The 18,275-nt window shown below is 40.6% G+C and carries 19 protein-coding genes; 9 read left to right on the top strand and 10 right to left on the bottom strand.

The window, feature by feature from the left end; all coding sequences use genetic code 11:
• From trpCF to M1F03_RS09875, 4 genes are all read left to right on the top strand, one after another.
• The gene (gene trpCF, locus M1F03_RS09890) at positions 1 to 1,362 is read left to right on the top strand and encodes a bifunctional indole-3-glycerol-phosphate synthase TrpC/phosphoribosylanthranilate isomerase TrpF (RefSeq protein WP_251464108.1); all 1,362 of its coding nucleotides are present in this window, start codon (positions 1 to 3) and stop codon (positions 1,360 to 1,362) included.
• An 87-nt stretch (positions 1,363 to 1,449) separates the two neighbouring features.
• Positions 1,450 to 2,640, top strand: a complete 1,191-nt coding sequence (gene trpB / locus M1F03_RS09885) for a tryptophan synthase subunit beta (RefSeq protein ID WP_318839917.1) — start codon at positions 1,450 to 1,452, stop codon at positions 2,638 to 2,640.
• Positions 2,640 to 3,446 carry a tryptophan synthase subunit alpha gene (trpA, locus tag M1F03_RS09880; protein ID WP_251464106.1) on the top strand — a complete coding sequence of 269 codons (807 nt, stop codon included), beginning with the start codon at positions 2,640 to 2,642 and terminating at the stop codon, positions 3,444 to 3,446. Before trpB ends, trpA begins: the two co-directional genes overlap by 1 nt.
• A 220-nt stretch (positions 3,447 to 3,666) precedes the next feature.
• Entirely contained in the window at positions 3,667 to 3,981 is a 315-nt protein-coding gene (locus tag M1F03_RS09875; protein WP_154624934.1) for a BON domain-containing protein, read from the top strand.
• 318 nt (positions 3,982 to 4,299) lie between these two features.
• Here the strand turns inward: M1F03_RS09875 and ompW are convergent, their stop codons facing one another.
• Positions 4,300 to 4,935: an outer membrane protein OmpW gene (ompW, locus tag M1F03_RS09870; RefSeq protein ID WP_154635701.1), complete on the bottom strand. Its 636-nt coding sequence runs from the start codon at positions 4,933 to 4,935 to the stop codon at positions 4,300 to 4,302.
• A 421-nt stretch (positions 4,936 to 5,356) separates the two neighbouring features.
• Between ompW and M1F03_RS09865 the strand changes: the two genes are divergently transcribed.
• Complete coding sequence (locus M1F03_RS09865) at positions 5,357 to 6,109, top strand: YciC family protein (protein WP_154624646.1); 753 nt, start codon at positions 5,357 to 5,359, stop codon at positions 6,107 to 6,109.
• 107 nt (positions 6,110 to 6,216) lie between these two features.
• Here the strand turns inward: M1F03_RS09865 and M1F03_RS09860 are convergent, their stop codons facing one another.
• A complete protein-coding gene (locus tag M1F03_RS09860) occupies positions 6,217 to 7,938 on the bottom strand; it encodes a SulP family inorganic anion transporter (RefSeq protein WP_154624647.1) in 1,722 nt (573 codons plus the stop codon).
• A gap of 227 nt (positions 7,939 to 8,165) precedes the next feature.
• On the opposite strand from M1F03_RS09860, the gene M1F03_RS09855 reads away from it, so the two are divergent.
• Positions 8,166 to 8,720, top strand: a complete 555-nt coding sequence (locus tag M1F03_RS09855; protein ID WP_163861549.1) for a septation protein A — start codon at positions 8,166 to 8,168, stop codon at positions 8,718 to 8,720.
• A gap of 63 nt (positions 8,721 to 8,783) precedes the next feature.
• On the opposite strand, the gene M1F03_RS09850 is transcribed toward M1F03_RS09855, so the two are convergent.
• Positions 8,784 to 8,978, bottom strand: a complete 195-nt coding sequence (locus M1F03_RS09850; protein ID WP_154624648.1) for a YqaE/Pmp3 family membrane protein — start codon at positions 8,976 to 8,978, stop codon at positions 8,784 to 8,786.
• Between the two features lie 293 nt (positions 8,979 to 9,271).
• On the opposite strand from M1F03_RS09850, the gene yciA reads away from it, so the two are divergent.
• Positions 9,272 to 9,688 (top strand): acyl-CoA thioester hydrolase YciA, encoded by a 417-nt coding sequence (gene yciA, locus M1F03_RS09845; protein ID WP_154624649.1) that lies wholly within the window; start codon positions 9,272 to 9,274, stop codon positions 9,686 to 9,688.
• Positions 9,689 to 9,792: 104 nt separating this feature from the next.
• On the opposite strand, the gene M1F03_RS09840 is transcribed toward yciA, so the two are convergent.
• Positions 9,793 to 10,530: a TonB family protein gene (locus tag M1F03_RS09840; RefSeq protein WP_154624650.1), complete on the bottom strand. Its 738-nt coding sequence runs from the start codon at positions 10,528 to 10,530 to the stop codon at positions 9,793 to 9,795.
• Between the two features lie 125 nt (positions 10,531 to 10,655).
• Complete coding sequence (locus M1F03_RS09835; RefSeq protein ID WP_154624651.1) at positions 10,656 to 10,829, bottom strand: YciY family protein; 174 nt, start codon at positions 10,827 to 10,829, stop codon at positions 10,656 to 10,658.
• Between the two features lie 312 nt (positions 10,830 to 11,141).
• On the opposite strand from M1F03_RS09835, the gene cls reads away from it, so the two are divergent.
• Positions 11,142 to 12,602 carry a cardiolipin synthase gene (gene cls, locus M1F03_RS09830; protein ID WP_154623662.1) on the top strand — a complete coding sequence of 487 codons (1,461 nt, stop codon included), beginning with the start codon at positions 11,142 to 11,144 and terminating at the stop codon, positions 12,600 to 12,602.
• A gap of 125 nt (positions 12,603 to 12,727) precedes the next feature.
• On the opposite strand, the gene M1F03_RS09825 is transcribed toward cls, so the two are convergent.
• Positions 12,728 to 13,999: an IS4-like element ISPa13 family transposase gene (locus tag M1F03_RS09825; protein WP_000813355.1), complete on the bottom strand. Its 1,272-nt coding sequence runs from the start codon at positions 13,997 to 13,999 to the stop codon at positions 12,728 to 12,730.
• Positions 14,000 to 14,101: 102 nt separating this feature from the next.
• Between M1F03_RS09825 and M1F03_RS09820 the strand changes: the two genes are divergently transcribed.
• Entirely contained in the window at positions 14,102 to 14,353 is a 252-nt protein-coding gene (locus M1F03_RS09820) for a DUF440 family protein (protein ID WP_413242955.1), read from the top strand.
• 72 nt (positions 14,354 to 14,425) lie between these two features.
• On the opposite strand, the gene oppF is transcribed toward M1F03_RS09820, so the two are convergent.
• The 4 genes from oppF to oppB are packed head-to-tail and all read right to left on the bottom strand — an operon-like array spanning position 14,426 to position 18,269.
• Positions 14,426 to 15,427, bottom strand: a complete 1,002-nt coding sequence (oppF, locus tag M1F03_RS09815; RefSeq protein ID WP_154623664.1) for a murein tripeptide/oligopeptide ABC transporter ATP binding protein OppF — start codon at positions 15,425 to 15,427, stop codon at positions 14,426 to 14,428.
• The gene (locus tag M1F03_RS09810) at positions 15,424 to 16,413 is read right to left on the bottom strand and encodes an ABC transporter ATP-binding protein (protein ID WP_154623665.1); all 990 of its coding nucleotides are present in this window, start codon (positions 16,411 to 16,413) and stop codon (positions 15,424 to 15,426) included. The genes oppF and M1F03_RS09810 overlap by 4 nt, the downstream gene beginning before the upstream one ends.
• 11 nt (positions 16,414 to 16,424) lie before the next feature.
• The gene (gene oppC / locus M1F03_RS09805; protein WP_163861540.1) at positions 16,425 to 17,333 is read right to left on the bottom strand and encodes an oligopeptide ABC transporter permease OppC; all 909 of its coding nucleotides are present in this window, start codon (positions 17,331 to 17,333) and stop codon (positions 16,425 to 16,427) included.
• Positions 17,334 to 17,348: 15 nt separating this feature from the next.
• Positions 17,349 to 18,269: an oligopeptide ABC transporter permease OppB gene (gene oppB, locus M1F03_RS09800; protein WP_154623666.1), complete on the bottom strand. Its 921-nt coding sequence runs from the start codon at positions 18,267 to 18,269 to the stop codon at positions 17,349 to 17,351.
• Positions 18,270 to 18,275 lie beyond the last annotated feature (6 nt).

Here is an 18,275-nt window from a genome sequence, read left to right as displayed (position 1 = left end):
ATGAAAGCGACTGTATTACAAAAAATTGTTAATGATAAGCTAACGTATTTAGCGGCGCGCAAAGCTAAACAGCCTTTGGATAGCTTCATTGGTCAAGTCACCCCTGCTAGCCGCAGTTTCTATGAAGCCTTATCAGCAAAAAAACCGGCTTTCATACTTGAATGTAAAAAAGCATCGCCATCAAAAGGATTAATCAGAGAAGACTTTGATCCGGCAGTGATTGCCAGCATTTATGCCCCCTATGCTTCCGCGATTTCTGTCTTAACCGATGAGAAGTACTTCCAAGGTGATATGGCGTACCTGACCATCGTTAGCAATACCGTTAAACAACCGGTTTTATGTAAGGATTTCATTGTCGACCCTTACCAAATTTACCTTGCACGGTATTATCAGGCAGATGCTATCTTATTAATGCTCTCCGTCGTCAATGATGAGGAATATACTGCACTCGCTGACGTCGCACACCAATTAAATATGGGTGTATTAACCGAAGTCAGTAATGAAGAAGAATTACAACGCGCCATAAAGCTAAAAGCACACGTTGTCGGTATTAACAACCGTGATTTGCGTGACCTCTCGATAGATTTAAACCGAACGCGTCAACTCGCACCACGTTTACCAAAAGAGACGATTATCATCAGTGAGTCAGGTATTCACCGTCATCAACATATTCAAGCCTTAAGCCAGTACGTAAATGGTTTTCTAATTGGCAGTGCATTGATGGAACAAGCGGATATCGACAAAGGATTACAAAAATTATTAATCGGTGAACATAAAGTCTGTGGACTTACTCGAGGCCAAGATGCTAAAGCCGCCCTCACAGCTGGCGCAACATACGGAGGACTGATTTTTGCTGAAAGCTCCCCGAGAAAAGTGACACTGTCACAAGCAAAACAGATTGTCCATACTGTACCTCTACAATATGTCGGTGTATTTCGTGATCAATCTACTGATTTTATTGCCCACATGGTAGAACAACTCGCACTCTCCGCGGTACAACTGCATGGCAATGAAGATATCGACTATGTGCAAAATCTGCGCGCTATCTTACCTAAACATTGTGAAATCTGGAAAGCGGTCAACATGTCGCAACCTGACTTTAGTCAGTTTGAAGGACAACCCATTGACCTACTCGTTCTCGATAATGGCGCTGGTGGCAGCGGACACACCTTTGATTGGGAAAAAATACCTAGTCATAGTCCGTTCCGCGTTATGGTTGCCGGCGGATTAAACGCCGACAATTGTCGACAAGCGGCAACACTATTATGCAATGGCCTTGATTTTAACTCCGGTGTCGAAATTGAACCTGGTATCAAAAGCGAGACAAAGATCAAACAAGTTTTCAGTTGTTTAGCCAGCTAATGCCCCATTGATTGGCATTATATTTGGCTTCAACGCCCTAAACTGAACCCTAATTAAGTCGCATGACATAAAGAGATGAATAATAAAATGAGTAAATTAGACCCCTACTTCGGTGAATTTGGTGGACAATATGTTCCAGAGATTTTAATCCCTGCGCTTAATCAGCTTGAAGATGCATTTATTGACGCACAAAACGATCCTCAATTTATAAAAGAGTTTCATGACTTACTCAAAAACTATGCGGGTCGACCAACGGCGCTCACACTCTGCCGAAACTTAACCGACGGTACTAAAACAAAGCTTTACCTTAAGCGTGAAGACTTGCTACACGGTGGTGCACATAAAACCAACCAAGTATTAGGCCAAGCGTTATTAGCTAAAAGAATGGGCAAAATCGAGATTATCGCTGAAACAGGCGCGGGTCAGCATGGTGTAGCGACAGCACTCGCTTGCGCATTACTTAATATGAAATGCCGTATTTATATGGGTGCAAAAGATGTAGAACGCCAATCACCTAACGTCTTTCGCATGAAATTAATGGGCGCAGAAGTCATTCCTGTACACAGTGGTTCAGCGACATTAAAAGATGCGTGTAATGAAGCGCTTAGAGACTGGTCTGGCAGTTATGACAAAGCGCATTATCTGTTGGGAACGGCAGCGGGTCCACACCCATATCCAACAATTGTACGCGATTTCCAACGCATGATTGGTGATGAAGCGAAACAACAAATTTTGGAAAAAGAAGGCCGTTTACCCGATGCCGTCATCGCCTGTATTGGCGGTGGTTCAAATGCGATTGGTCTATTTGCTTCATTTATTCCAGAAGAAAATGTCCGTTTAATCGGTGTGGAACCTGCCGGATTGGGGATAGAAACCGGTCAACATGGTGCCCCACTTAAACATGGCCGTGTTGGGATCTACTTTGGAATGAAATCCCCCATGATGCAAACTGACGAAGGACAAATCGAAGAGTCTTACTCAATTTCAGCAGGACTGGATTTCCCTTCTGTCGGCCCTCAGCATGCGCATTTGAATAGTATTGGCCGAGCAGATTATGTCTCTATTACTGACGATGAAGCCTTAACGGCTTTTAAACTGTTATCTCGCAAAGAAGGGATCATCCCCGCGCTAGAATCATCTCATGCGCTCGCTTATGCCTTGAAGCTGGCTGAACAAGAGCCAAATAAAGAGCAATTGTTGATCGTTAATCTATCGGGCCGTGGCGATAAAGATATTTTTACAGTACACGATATTTTAAAAAGCAAGGGAGAAATCTAATGGAACGCTATACACAACTTTTTAAGCGTTTGAGCAGTGTAAACCAAGGTGCATTCGTTCCATTCGTCACATTAGGTGATCCTGACGCTGAACTTTCGCTGAAAATCATTGATGCTTTAATTGCTGGTGGCGCAGATGCCTTAGAAATTGGTATTCCATTTTCGGATCCACTTGCTGATGGGCCTACCATTCAAAATGCCAACTTAAGGGCATTTAAAAGTGATATTACACCAACGCTATGTTTTGAACTTTTAGCTCGTATTAGACAAACACATCCTGGCATGCCAATTGGCTTATTAGTTTATGCTAATTTAGTGTTCAGTAATGGCATTGATCATTTTTATTCGCGTTGCCAGCAAGCTGGCGTAGATTCTGTATTAGTTGCAGATGTACCTATGCGAGAATCAACACCATTTCGTCAATCTGCAATTGCTCACGGTATTGCCCCCATTTTCATCTGCCCACCCAATGCTGATGAAGCATTAATTAAGCAAATTGGGGAGTATAGCGAAGGTTATACGTATCTATTATCCCGTGCTGGTGTCACTGGGACAGAAAAACGTGCTGAAATACCATTGACTAACCTCATTAGTCAATTAAGCCAATATCAGGCAGCCCCTGCTCTACAAGGGTTTGGTATCTCTGAACCAGCACAAGTCAGTGAAGCTATTGCCAATGGCGCTGCGGGAGCGATTTCAGGTTCTGCTGTTGTGAAAATTATTGAGAATAATCTGCAACGCCCAGATATCATGCTAGCTGAATTAACTCAATTTGTGAGAAAAATGAAAGCAGCTACACAAAAATAACCTGTAACCATAACGACAGATTGCCCATATCTTATATGGCAATCTGTCTACCCTATCTATTTTATACCCACTATTTTCTTCTTTAAGTTGAATTTTTTTCGCTTTCTACTGATACTAAAATTATCAGTGATACACCATGATCTATAGTCTCTGATAAATTTTTGCTGGATGACTTAACAATCAACGTATTTTGTAGTTTGAAACGTTAGGAGATAAAAGGATGAAATTATTCAAATCCGTTAGTGCATTATTTGTCGCTATCTTTATGGCTTTCACACTCGCGGCCTGCGCACCAACAGACAAATCTGAAGGTACCGGTGGTTATATTGATGATACCGTCATTACAACTAAAGTAAAATCAGCGCTACTGGCTGAGAAGGATTTAAAATCAACACAAATTAGTGTTGAAACCTTTAAAGGCCGAGTGCAATTAAGTGGTTTTGTTGATTCAAGAGCTGACGCTAATAAAGCGATTGAAACAACGAAAAAGGTCAAAGGCGTTCAGTCTGTGATTGATTCAATGAAAATCCGCTAAACGGTTACCTGTCAATTTTATCAATATCAGCTCAATTTGGGCTGATATTGATAGCCTAAATTAATTTTATATATCTCAATAAAATGATCACTGCCATTTATTATAACGCAATGAGTTACGCGCATGTTTAATTATTGTTAAAAGATGTGGCTTTATTATTTCCTGACAGATAATTTATAAAAACTCAGCGATTATTTTTCGGATATATTATTTCTTAATAAAAAAATCCGAGAATATAGATTCTCGGATTTACGATGACACTCTCATCCATTAGAGTTAATTTTTTACCTATTATCTAAGGTCTTCAATACAAATTGATTAGAAACGGTAACCCGCACCAAACATAAATACAAATGGGTCTAAGCGAGTATCAATTTTATGTTGCTCACCTTGGAATTTGAATTTAACGTCAGTGTCGATATCCATCCACCAAACTGAAGCGTTCAACATCCAGTTATCCGTTAGCATGTAGTCCATACCTGCTTGTGCAGCAAAGCCCCATGAGCTTGATAGGTCTAGGTCGCTCAAACCAAGCTGTTTAGCACCTGAATTGAATTTCTCATCAAAGAAGAAGGTATAGTTAAGACCCGCACCTAGGTATGGGCGTAATTTATCTTCTTTGCTACCAAAATAATATTGCGCCATTAATGTTGGTGGTAAATGATGGACTGTCGCAATATTACCTAATTCACCTAAACTAACTTTATGCTCAAATGGTGTCGCAGCTAATAATTCCACACCAATATTATCTGTCACCATGTAGCTGAATGTCAGACCTAATTGAGTATTATTATTCGCATTAAAGTGACCAAGATTTAATACATCTTCAGATCCTGCATTTGGACGAACAGTTGCAGTACCCGCACGGAAAATAAAATCGCCAGCTTCATGAGCAAATGAAGCTGCTGGTGCAAGAGTTGCAGCAGCTAAGACAAGCGCAGTGAGTTTTTTCATTATTAATCCCATTCCTGTGTTTTTATTTTGGTATAAAATATACCGTTTAATTTTATTTAATGTTCAAATCAAGATCACATCTTTTAATAAAAATGACCTAATCTGACTACGTTGAATTTATTATTTCATTTATAAATTTTTTAATTTTGATTTAAATCAATTTTTGTCAGGTATACGTTTAAAATAAGAATTGATCCCTCGCTTTTGTTATTTTATTCAAAAGATATAAGTTATATTTTAAATGCATCTTATGCAGAGTTAGATCTATTTAAGATAACAATAGTCCTTCATGAAATAACAATCCGCATTTATCCTTTTTTGCTCACCCCTCGTCTTATCTGAACTTTCTCTACCTATACGTTAGATACTCGGTTACAATCACCTAAAATTTTGTCCCGTTTTTGTAGATAGGAGCAGTTACATGTCCATTTCGGCCAACTCACTCATCAATGATAGTGTGAATTTTTTCAAGAATCAGTTGGGTGGCCTATTCACAATTGTGCTGTTAGCAACGGTTGTCAGTGTTGTGATTTACGCAATAATGGTACCAAATGCCCATATGCTTGCCGTTTTGTATAATGCACAGGCACAATTAATTGATTCAGGAAATTCAGGCTTACAAAATTGGGTACAAGACCTTTCGGAAGAAGATAAAAGCAGTATCTTACGCGTTTCTTTTGGTCTTATCCTATCGGTTACCTTTGGTAGCCTAATCTTGATTTGCGGTGTTTTATCCTATATTGCGGGGTTATCCCGTGGCGAAGACATCACCGCAACTCAAGCGTTATCAGCATCTTTACCTAAAGCGCCTTCTATGTTTTTGCTGTTAGTTGTCTGCTCTTTGCTGGTGCAACTCGGCATCACTATTATGCTGATCCCAGGGATAGTGCTGGCTATTGGCTTCTCATTAGCCCCCGCGGTACTCATGAGTGAAAATGTTAATCCCTTTAGCGCAATGGGGAAAAGTTGGAAAATGGCCTATGCCAACTGGCGAGTGGTATTACCGATGGTTCTGATTTGGATGGCATCGCAAATGCTCGTCAGCATATTAATTAACAAACTCCAACTCAATCACATCGTTGCTAATGGGTTGTCCTTTTTCATCAACAACATCATTGCTGCTTTCGCGTTGTTGTATTTTTATCGGTTATATATGCTGATCACTCAAAAGTAATCATTACTGATTAAAAATGACGCTCAACGGCACCTTAAATGTTCTCTCATTAAGGTGCCGTTTGATTTTATAGCCTAGCATCATTAACGCTAATCAATATCTCGGCGTTATTCGGGATCGGGTGATTCCAGCTCTTTTAGCTGCTTCTGTTGCTTACTTTGGATCAGACGAATAGCAAAATAGATATCAGGTACAACCAACAGGTCATCGTCTGAACGATTAATTTTATTCTTCTCCAACCAGCTGTTGATTGATGTTCTACGCCCCGCCAGTACCAGTGTTACCCCTTTTGCTTTTAACGCCGTCACGATATCATTTAACGCAGAAAAAACGCTTACATCGTTATGAGTGAAGCTAACAGCGGCATCAACGATCACCCATGCTGGACGTTTGGGCTGATTATCCAAATGTTTATTTAAACGTTCTTTAAAATAATTAACGTTAAAATAGGTCAATGGTGAGTTAAACCGGTAGATCAACACACCTTCAACAGGTTGAACGCCATTATCTTTAGAAATTGAATGTAGCATCCCTTGGTCATCAACCCCTAACAGTTGGTCTGTTGGACGGAAAATAACGCGAATAAACTGCAATAATCCAAGCAAAACCGCTAAGCCAACACCATTTATCAGCCCAGCAACTAATACCGCACCGAGTGTAAAGATACTCAGAGTAAAGGCTTGCTTATTGCGTTTGCGCATCGACCCTATATTACGAATACTGAGCAATGACCACGTCGAAACAATTAACACCACACCCAATGCAGGCATCGGTATATATTCCAATAAATCGACAGAAAAAAGCAGCACCATTGCAATCGCGACAGCAGCAACAATCGAGACCAGCTGAGTTTTCCCCCCCATCATATCATTTACCGCGGTACGACTACTGGCCGCACTAACCGCAAATCCTTGAGAGAATGCTGACGCAATATTGGCCATACCTAAAGCGCGTAATTCTTGATCAGCGTCGATGCTATAGCCATTTTTACTGGCGAAACTTCTCGCTGTCATCATAAAACTCACAAAGCTTATGACAGCCAAGTTTAAAGAAGGGGTAATTAAATCACGCATCAATCCTGGGTTAAATTGCGGCATAGGAATGAAAGGAAGCCCTTCCCCCAAATCCCCCACCACACTAATTCCATATTTTTCAATGTCGAGAACATAACTGACGAATGTAGCAAAGATCATCGCAATCAATAATGATGGCCACATGCTACGTATTTTTTTTATTGTAATGATAATGATGAATGTCATAACTGACATCAACAAAGTGGGAATATGGGTAGCCAATAATGCGGTTGGAAAAGCGACTAAGCGCTCAATAAAACCACTCGGCAAATCGACGATACCAAAAACTTTACCGATTTGGCTGACAATAATAGTAATAGCAACACCATTTAACAGCCCTTGTAAAATTGGTCGCGATAAAAAATCAGCAAACGTGCCTAACCTAAACCGAGCCGCAATCAAACACCACATTCCCGTCATGAGACTCATAACAATAATCAATTGCCATCGCGTTGCTTCATCCCCCATCGCCAAAGGGCTAACCGCAGCGGCAATCACCGCACAAGTTGCAGCATCGGGGCCGATAATCAATTGTTTTGATGTGCCAAATAATGCATAAAAAATCATTGGGAAAATGCATGCATATAAACCGATAATGGCATTAATTCCCATCAGTTCAGCATAAGCAATTGCGACAGGCAAAGCGACTGCTGCAACCGATAAACCCGCTTTAACATCAGGACCTAAGTCAGCAAAACGATAATGAAATAACGTTTCTAAGCCGGGCATCCAGACAAACAGTCGCGCCTTTATCATTGTCAGAAAACTCTCTAAAAATTAATGAGTTAAATTATTATAGATACTATATATATCTGAAGTATCAAAGATTATCTATCACTTATCTCAAATAACCGTAAAATAATGCAAATATGATTGGTAACAAAGCGTGTTTATTGGTAAAAAGAAGCAAATTCTTAACAACTCATCTAAAAATCGGTTAAACTACCCCATTATCTTTATGCGAGGCTGTGGTACTCACTGTTATGAAACAACTTATTGATTTTATCCCTTTGGTGATATTTTTTATTGTCTATAAAAGTTATGATATTTTTTATGCCAGCGGTGCGTTACTGGTAGCAACCCCTTTAGCATTACTCGCAACATACCTGATTTATAAACACGTCGAAAAAGTCGCAAAAATCACTTGTATACTGGTGATGGTGTTTGCTTCCCTCACCTTGATTTTCCACAGTGACGCCTTTATCAAATGGAAAGTAACCATTATTTATGCATTATTTGCTTTGGCATTACTGATTAGCCAATGGTTCACTAAAAAACCATTAATTCAGCGTATGTTAGGTAGTAATCAAGAAATTAAGTTACAAGATAGTCATTGGGTTAAATTAAATAGCGCATGGGCTATTTTCTTTATTGTCTGTGCGGCATTAAATATCTATATCGCGTTTTGGTTATCGCTGGATACTTGGATGAATTTTAAAGTGTTTGGTTTAACCGCGGGAACGTTAATTTTTACTGTCCTCAGTGTTATTTATATTTACAAAAACATGTCGAAAGAACCCATCGAACAAGAAAAGTAATAGATTAGTTACGCGATTACGAATAAGAAAAAAGAAAACCTGCATTTGCAGGTTTTTTTATTTTTAACGACCTCTTCCGAGAGCCTGATCTATTTTCTTATCTGTATTGTATTGGGATAAGGCATACACTGACCAAATGGCGGCAGGAAGCCAACCAATTAACGTAATTTGTAGAATGAGGCAAATAATGCCTGCGAATGGGCGACCGATAGTAAAAAACTGTAACCAAGGTAATAAAATTGCCAATATCAATCTCATATTATCTCCCTAGAGTTTACGACCCAACTTTAGCAAATATTTTGCCATTGTAGACAGTCAAGTCTCAATATGAAATATAAAAAACACTTCTTGCAGTTTCTTTGCATATTTTTAGTCTATTTATTTGCTTTTATTGCCTTATAAAAAGCTATTGATAACACATTCCAGTTATCTTTTGACGCTTTTAACAGCAATAAGCGTATCAGTTCATGATTCATCGTGACGGATACGCTCATTCTAGTTTATGATGAGAATGGGTTTAAATATTTCTATATTTTGATAAAGAGTTTGATATGCAATTACCAAACGGGGAATTAGTCTTACGTACTTTAGCCATGCCAGCAGATACAAATGCAAATGGTGATATTTTTGGTGGCTGGTTAATGTCTCAAATGGATATTGGCGGTGCAATTTTAGCAAAAGAAATTGCACTTGGGCGCGTTGTCACTGTTGCCGTAAATGGCATTAAATTTCAAAAACCTGTCGCCGTTGGTGATGTGGTTTGCTGCTATGCGCGTTGTTTAAAAACAGGTAAAAGCTCCATTACCATTAATATTGAAGTATGGGTAAAAAAAGTGGCGACAGAGCCAGTGGGTCATCGTTATCGAGCAACAGATGCCGTCTTCACCTATGTGGCTGTTAATGATGATAATTCGCCTCGTCAACTACCTCAGGAAAAACAATATTTTCAGTTAGAGAGCACTGAGTAACTTTGCATATCAATTCGAGTATCTGACCAATCAATAATGCCCCCAAAACCTATTTAGTCGTTTATGGGGGCGTTTTATTTTCTCTATCGTTTAACAAAACGGCTTTACACTTGGCTTACTGTGCCATCAATTTTGAAATATATTTCCGTCACATAACCTTTTGCAGGCAATTTTTCGAATGTCCAACGATTCATCGCGCGTTTTACGTCACGTTCAAATAAACCTTTTGGCGTTGCTTCTACAAACTCAATATTGGTAACACGCCCATCAGCATCAATGTCATAGCGAACCTTAACGTAACCATCTTTACCTAAACGGCGAGCACGTTCTGGGTAAGAAGGAGCCTGTTTACGGATAGCTTTAGGTCCACGTTGACTGGTAGATTGAGAGCTCGTTGCCCCTTTGTTGTTTGCAGTGACATTCGCCGTTGATTTAGGCGCCGCGGCATTCAAGTTAGATAGCGGTTTTAAATCGTTGTTTGCTAGCTGTTTTTCAACTGGCTTCGCCTCTTTCTTAACTTCACGTTTTTCTTCTTTTTTAGGCTTTGGCTTTTTCTTAACTTCAGGTTTCTTTTCTAATGCGATAGCCGGTTCAACAACGGGTTCAGGTTCAACAATAGGTTCTGGTTCTGGCTCAGGTTCAGGTTCAGGTTGTGGTGTTGGTTCCGGTTGAGCGGCGGCAGGCTCGACCGCGGGTTCATCCGACTCAAATGCAACCATGGCTATCGTCATAGGCTCCACCACGGTTGCTGTCTTCGGCTGATTGAAAATCCATGCCATAGCAAGCCCTGCATGAATAGACAACGAAATGATAATAATAAGAGGCCAACGGATCCAACGCATACGAATTTTCTACCCTACGACTTTCAACCTAAAGAATATGATCGATAGTTTAAATGCAAATAGCAATCATATTCAATAAGGTTTGTCATTCAAAGTGAAAATTGTGAGACTGAGCCCTACTCTTTTTACTCACTCCACTGGGTAAATAGTAAGGAACGGCGGCGTTTATAGATATCAAATTTTCTGATTGAGTAGATATGCATATTGCGCCTTGAATGCCCTTCAAGCCAGCGTCGACGGCGTCTTAAGGATTGTCTTAACATCCGCCAGCGACCCACTTCATGCCTACTACGTCTCATTTTTTTATCCTTTTGATTACTGAATTTAACTACGAGTGAAATTGGTAAAATATTATAGACCTTTAGTCGCGCTAGCCAAGAATAACCTTAAAATTGGTAAAATATTTCAACTCTGCATGAATTTGATATCAAAAGATAACTATCAAGAGAATAAATTGTTTTTTCATTATTAATCTATAAGATTTAGCAAAGCTTTTAAGATGACTTTTTGCTAAATTCTATTAGGATTAACATCAGTTTTTATTTTATAAGGTCTATTTCATTTTTTGACTATTTTTACACTCTCCTATTTTGTGAGGCATGTAATCGATTATGGCAACCGTGTATACGCTATTGAGCTGGTTATTGTTTTTCTTATATTGGTTAATAATTGCAGCAATTACCGTTCGAATTCTTGTGAAACGACGCCCTGTCACCTCAGCGATGACATGGTTATTAATTATCTATATTCTGCCATTAGTCGGTATTATCGCCTATATTGCATTCGGCGAGCTCCATTTGGGGAAACGGCGTGTTGATAAAGCACAGCAAATGTGGCCATCTGTCGCGACTTGGCTTGAAAACTTGCGTCATTCAAAACATATTTTTGCCACTGAAAATAGCCCTGTCGCCGAGCCACTTTTTCAGTTGTGTGAAAAACGCCAAGGTATTGCTGGCGTTAAAGGGAATCGCATTCAGCTCCTGACTACTTGTGAAGAATCCCTTAAATCTATCGTCAACGATATCAACAATGCACAGCATTCTATTGAAATGGTATTTTATATCTGGCAACCCGGTGGATTAGTCGATGGCGTTACCGAAGCCTTACTCAACGCGGCTAAACGTGGTGTAAGATGCCGCATTATGGTGGACTCTGCGGGTAGTTGGCATTTTTTCCGTAGCGATTACCCCGCCAAAATGCGGGCTGCTGGAATTGAATTTGTTGAATCATTAAAAGTAAATCTAATGCGTTTTTTCTTGCGCCGCATGGATTTACGTCAACACCGTAAAATTGTGGTGATCGATAACTATATCTCTTATACCGGAAGTATGAATATGGTTGACCCACGCTATTTCAAGCAGGATGCTGGTGTGGGTGAATGGGTCGATATTTTGGTACGTATGGAAGGCCCTGTCAGTACCACGTTAGGTATTGTTTATGCGTTTGATTGGGAAATGGAGACGGGACAACGTATTTTGCCACCGCCACCAGACACCAATATTATGCCATTTGAACAAGCTAACGGTCATACCACGCAAATGATTGCTTCTGGTCCAGGTTTCCCTGACGAGTTGATTCAACAATCATTAATGACGGCGATTTTCTCCGCTCGTAAACAGCTCATAATGACTACGCCTTATTTCGTTCCTAGTGATGATTTATTACACGCTATTTGCACCGCAGCAATGCGTGGAGTCGATGTCAGTATTGTGATGCCAAGGCAAAATGACTCGTTTCTTGTTCGTTGGGCAAGCCGTTCGTTTTATTCTGAGTTGTTAGAAGCCGGCGTCAAAATTTATCAATTTGAAGATGGACTCTTGCACACGAAAAGTGTTCTAGTTGATGGAGAGCTTAGCCTCGTAGGCTCGGTCAACTTGGATATGCGGAGTTTATGGCTGAATTTTGAAATCACCGTTGTGATCGACGATAAAAACTTTGGTAGCGACCTAACGATGGTACAGTATGATTATATCGCCCGTTCTACACGACTCGAAATCGAGGAATGGGAACAACGACCATTCTGGAATCGCGTTGTTGAACGTTTATGCTACTTCTTTAGCCCGTTATTGTAATTTATTTAACTTTAGGAACTGTCATGATTAAGCCACTAACTGTACAACTTATCGATGAGGATGAAATCATTGAAATAGCCTATGACTTGTTCCTAGAAGGCGCTCATACGTATGACCTTAACGACCTAACCCAATGATTTATTTGTGTTATTAAGCAGCTTATATACGCCACTTATTTGGTCTCGTTTAACATTTTGCCGTTGGCAATGTTGCGCTAAAAATGCCAGCGCGTTATTCATGGCTTTTGCTAAATCCGTACCACGACTCATGGCTATATCAAAGCAAAATGGTATCCACCACATATGGGCAGTTTTTGCTCCGGTAAAAAGCGACAACACCCGGTTATACTTCTTTTGTGCCGCGTTGATTAGCCAGCGTTTTAAGGTTGCTGCCAGCAAGCTACCCCAAATTAATGTCTCAACGATTGTGGCATGACCTGTATCGAATTTATTTAAATTATTCATCGACTTCCACTCTTTGAATAATAATTCTATTTGCCAGCGAACACGATAAAAATCACCCACAACAGCTGGAGGAAACTGCTCACGGTCAAGGTTAGTGCAGACCAATACATGACGTTTTTTGTGATCTAATGCTGCAAATGCAACGCAACGATAAACCGGGCCATTCGGCCACTGCACATCTAAATCCAATACACCTGCATTGGGTAATTCTTTTAACCATGTTTTCAGCGGCTTCATCTGCTGAGTCTTAGTACAAACCGCCATTGGATTAACACGGTTACACATCCGCATAATAAAATACGCGCAGGCTTCTTGAAGCTGTTGTATATAAGCTTTTGAAAAATAACCTGCATCTGCCATAAATAAGCAGCCTGATAAAGAGGCGGGTGAAGGCAAATAGTCCCGCTCGGGTGCCGTGTCCTCAGTCAGACTAACACCGTCAGGTTGCCCCTTAAACACGTCATAAGTGACATGTAACTCAACCGCTGCCGGACTATTTTCATTAAAACGTCCTGGAAAATAGAACATTAAGTCGTCATGTACAGCGAAACTGGTGCCATCTTGTAAAATAATGCGCTTGAACATGTCCTGATATTTATTCCTGATAGCAAACATATCAGGGAGATGCAGAGCCAGCGCCTTTTCAAACACTTCACGCATAAATTCAGGAGCAGCCATTTTAACCAACTGTTTATGAAAGGGTTTAAGCTTTATGTCCGTTGAGTGCATATGGTTAAATTGCCGGTGCACATCGGCAATCGAATTCGTTGTTCCTGCACCCAGCGCACTGACCAGCGCCATGCAAAACTTCTGTGGCGTCACCTGCCGCCGCCGCTTCATAAAGCCTGATTGCTTGCCAAGCGCATCAAGCTCTGCTGCTGAAAAAAATCGTTCAAAAGCGCTCGAAAATCGGGTATCTTGTTGTTGCTTCATTCGTTTTTCCTGCAAAGGTGATCTTTTTTTTCTGGTAAATCAATTAGATCACGAATGAAGCACCTCTTCAACTCCTAAAGATCATACCTATGAGAAGGCGCTATGACAAACTTAGAGCCTGCTGATCAGGTGATTTTTGCCCTGCAATTTGAAGAGTGTGGCGCTGCTGAAATTGTGCCACTGACTTCGCATTGGCAAAGCATTATTCAACCTGAATTTAATTTAGAAAATTTTAGCGAAGTGATTATTGGCTTAGCGCAATCCGCAGATGAAGATATTAACGATATCTTTGCTCGAGTTTTGATTAGCCGTAATCCAGCCGTTCCCTTCCACCATATTTTATGGAAGCGTTGATTAATATTGATACGGCTTTCGCATAAAATACGCATTAAAAAAAGGGCCTAACGGCCCTTTTAAATTTCATCGTTAAAGTGGATCAACCTTTAAACAAGATACCGCATGTTTAAAACTTCCCTCTAACAAAGGCTTCGTTTTCGCACAACCTTCATCAGCTAATGGGCAACGAGTTCTAAACACACAACCCGACGGTGGATTAATGGGAGAAGGTAATTCCCCTTCCAATAACTCTATCACTTTATTTTTCTCTTTATCCGGATCAGGAACAGGCACTGCTGACATCAAGGCTTTCGTATAAGGATGAAGAGGATTGTTATACACCTCATCATAGGTTCCCAACTCAACCGCATTACCTAAATACATCACTAATACCCGGTCAGAAATATGCTTTACGACGGCCAAATCATGAGCAATAAAGATCAAGGATAAGCCCATTTCCCTTTGCAATTCTTGCAATAAATTAACCACCTGTGCTTGAATGGACACATCAAGTGCAGATACTGGTTCATCACAAATAACGAGTTTAGGTTCAAGGATCAGTGCTCTTGCAATCCCAATACGCTGACATTGCCCACCAGAAAACTCATGAGGATAACGGTTGATTAAATTGGGTAATAACCCTACTCGCATCATCATTTTTCTGACCTTTTCCGTCACTTCAGATTGACGCATCTTTGGATTATAGGTTTTCAACGGTTCAGCGATGATATCACCGATTGTCATACGCGGATTTAGTGACGCCAAAGGGTCTTGGAAAATCATTTGAATGTCGTTACGTACGTCTCGCCACTGTTTTTCATTTAACCCTAGTAAATCACGTCCTAACCAACTGACGGTGCCTCCCGATGATTTCACTAACCCAATAATAGCGCGAGCAAAAGTGGACTTTCCACACCCAGATTCCCCCACGACACCCAGTGTTTCACCTTCATATAAGCGCAGTGTCACACCATCAACCGCCTTTAAACTTTTATCAGGCTGCCAGAACCATTGTTTTTTGTCTCGAATAGCAAAATGAACTTTTAAATCATTAACTTCGAGCAAAACGGGTCTATTTTCATGCTGTGTCATACCAACTCCTCCACTGGCTTAAAGCAAGCTCTCAAACGATCCGTTGAAAAGACGCTCAGCTCAGGCTCATGTTCAATACATTGTTCATTCGCATATTGGCAGCGCGGAGAAAATGGGCAGCCTTTTGGCAGGCGCAACAAATTAGGCGGGTTACCAGGTATGGTTGCGAGGCTTTCATCATCACCATCCAAACGCGGTACTGCTGCAAGTAATCCCAACGAATAGGGATGAGAAGGATGATAAAAAATATCGCGCGCTGTGCCGTATTCCATGGTACGCCCTGCATACATCACCAGAACTTTGTCACACACCCCAGCAACCACGCCTAAGTCATGAGTGATCAAAATAATGGCTGTATCAAACTCTTGTTTCAGTTCATTTAATAACGTCATGATCTGCGCTTGAACCGTAACATCTAATGCCGTTGTCGGTTCATCCGCTATCAATAATTTAGGCTGACACAATAATGCCATGGCGATCATGACACGTTGACGCATCCCACCAGAAAATTCATGAGGATACATATTCATTCTTTTACGGGCTTCTGGCATTTTTACTGCATCGAGCATACGTACGGACTCTTCAAAAGCTTCCTGTTTCCCCATACCTTTATGCAGCATTAGCACTTCAGATAATTGTGTTCCAATTTTTAAGTAAGGATTTAATGACGTCATAGGATCTTGGAAGATAATCGAAATCTCTTCTGCTCGCATCCTATTCAAATCCTTTTCTTTTAAATTAAGGATTTCACGACCATTAAATATGGCCGAGCCACCTATTTTGCCATTACGGGCTAACAACCCCATGAGAGCGAAAGCCGTTTGGGATTTTCCTGAACCTGATTCTCCCACAATACCTAAGGTTTCACCGGCTCGTAATTCAAAATTCAGTTTATTAACGGCTGTTACATCACCATCTGGCGTTGAAAAAGTGACGTTGAGATCTTTAACTCTCAGTAGAGGGTTAGATGATTTAATTTCAGACATAGTCATTCCCTCTAGCGGTCTTTCGGGTCGAGGGCATCACGTAAACCATCGCCGATAAAGTTAAAACAAAATAGTGTGACAACAAGAAAACACGCTGGGATCAATAATAACCATGGCGTCACTTCCATAGAATTAGCACCATCACTTAATAATGCGCCCCAACTACTCAACGGCTCTTGAGTACCTAACCCGAGAAAGCTTAAAAACGATTCAAATAAGATCATACTTGGCACGAGTAATGATGCATACACGACAACAACACCTAATACGTTAGGAACAATATGGCGTAAAATAATGTGGCGAGTGCTCACACCACAAACTAAAGCGGCCTCAATAAATTCTTTTCGTTTCAGCCCTAAGGTTTGCCCACGCACGATACGCGCCATATCCAACCAAGAAACCATACCAATAGCGACAAATATCAATAAGATATTCGTGCCAAATAATGTCACTAGCAAAATCACAAAGAACATAAATGGAAATGAGTTTAAGATCTCCAATAAACGCATCATAAAGGAGTCTACTTTTCCACCAACATAGCCAGCCAGAGAGCCATAAAGTGTGCCCACAATAACAGCCACAAGTGCAGCAGCGACCCCAACCATCAGAGAGATACGCCCACCGATAGCGACCCTAACTAAAAGATCTCGACCAGAAGCATCGGTACCAAAATAGTGCCCACTCGCCATATCTGGCGGCATCGACATCATTTCCCAGTCCGTATCATCATATAAAAAGGGGGATAACATCGGTGCAAAAATCACAAATAACGTAATCAAAAATAGGACAAACAGGCTAAATATTGCAGCACGGTTATGCATAAATCGACGTCGTGCATCCTGCCACAAACTACGCCCTTCAATATCTAATTGCTCCGAAAGTTTTTCCAGAGCTTCACTATTCTTTTGATTCAATAACACAGTGTCTTCTCCGGATTAATAACGAATTTTCGGGTCGATAACAGCGTATAACACATCGACAATCGCATTAAAGGCAATGGTCAATACACCGACTAAAATGGTTAGACTAAGAACCAATGAATAGTCACGGTTCAATGCACCATTAACAAATAATTGCCCAATGCCTGGTAAACCAAAAATCGTTTCTATCACCATTGAACCTGTGATAATTCCCACAAATGCAGGCCCCATATACGAAAGCACAGGAAGCAAAGCAGGTTTCAATGCATGACGTAAGATGATAGTACGAAGTGGTAAGCCTTTTGCACGCGCAGTACGAATGAAGTTTGAGTGCATAATCTCTATCATTGAGCCACGTGTAATACGTGAGATGCTTGCAATATAGGCTAGCGATAATGCCACCATCGGTAATATCATGTGTTTGATATTACCGCCGTCCCAGCCACCACCAGGGAGCCATTTCAAATGAATGGCGAAAATCAGCACCAATAGCGGTGCCACTACAAAGCTAGGGATGACAACCCCCGTCATGGCAAACCCCATGACCGTAAAGTCCCATTTACTATTTTGATTTAATGCGGCAATAACGCCAGCAGACACACCAAAGAATACGGCAACGATAAAGGCAGTAGCCCCTAATTTTGCAGAGACAGGAAATGCTTTCGCGACTAAGTCGTTAACACTATAGTCTTTATATTTAAATGATGGGCCAAAATCACCTTTAGATAATTGCACTAAATAGTTGAAATATTGCTTATACATCGGATCATTTAAGTGATATTTCGCTTCTATATTCGCCATAACTTCAGGCGGTAGTTTACGTTCTCCCGTGAAAGGGCTGCCTGGTGCTAACCGCATCATAAAAAATGAAATCGTAATAAGAATAAAAAGTGTCGGAATCGCTTCTAGTAAGCGACGTATAATAAATTTTAACATTGCCCT

It is taken from the genome of Providencia sp. PROV080 (assembly GCF_033688105.1).
GTDB lineage: Bacteria > Pseudomonadota > Gammaproteobacteria > Enterobacterales > Enterobacteriaceae > Providencia > Providencia zhejiangensis.
Note: the sequence above shows the minus strand (reverse complement) of the source record. Positions and strands in the feature narration are given on the sequence as shown.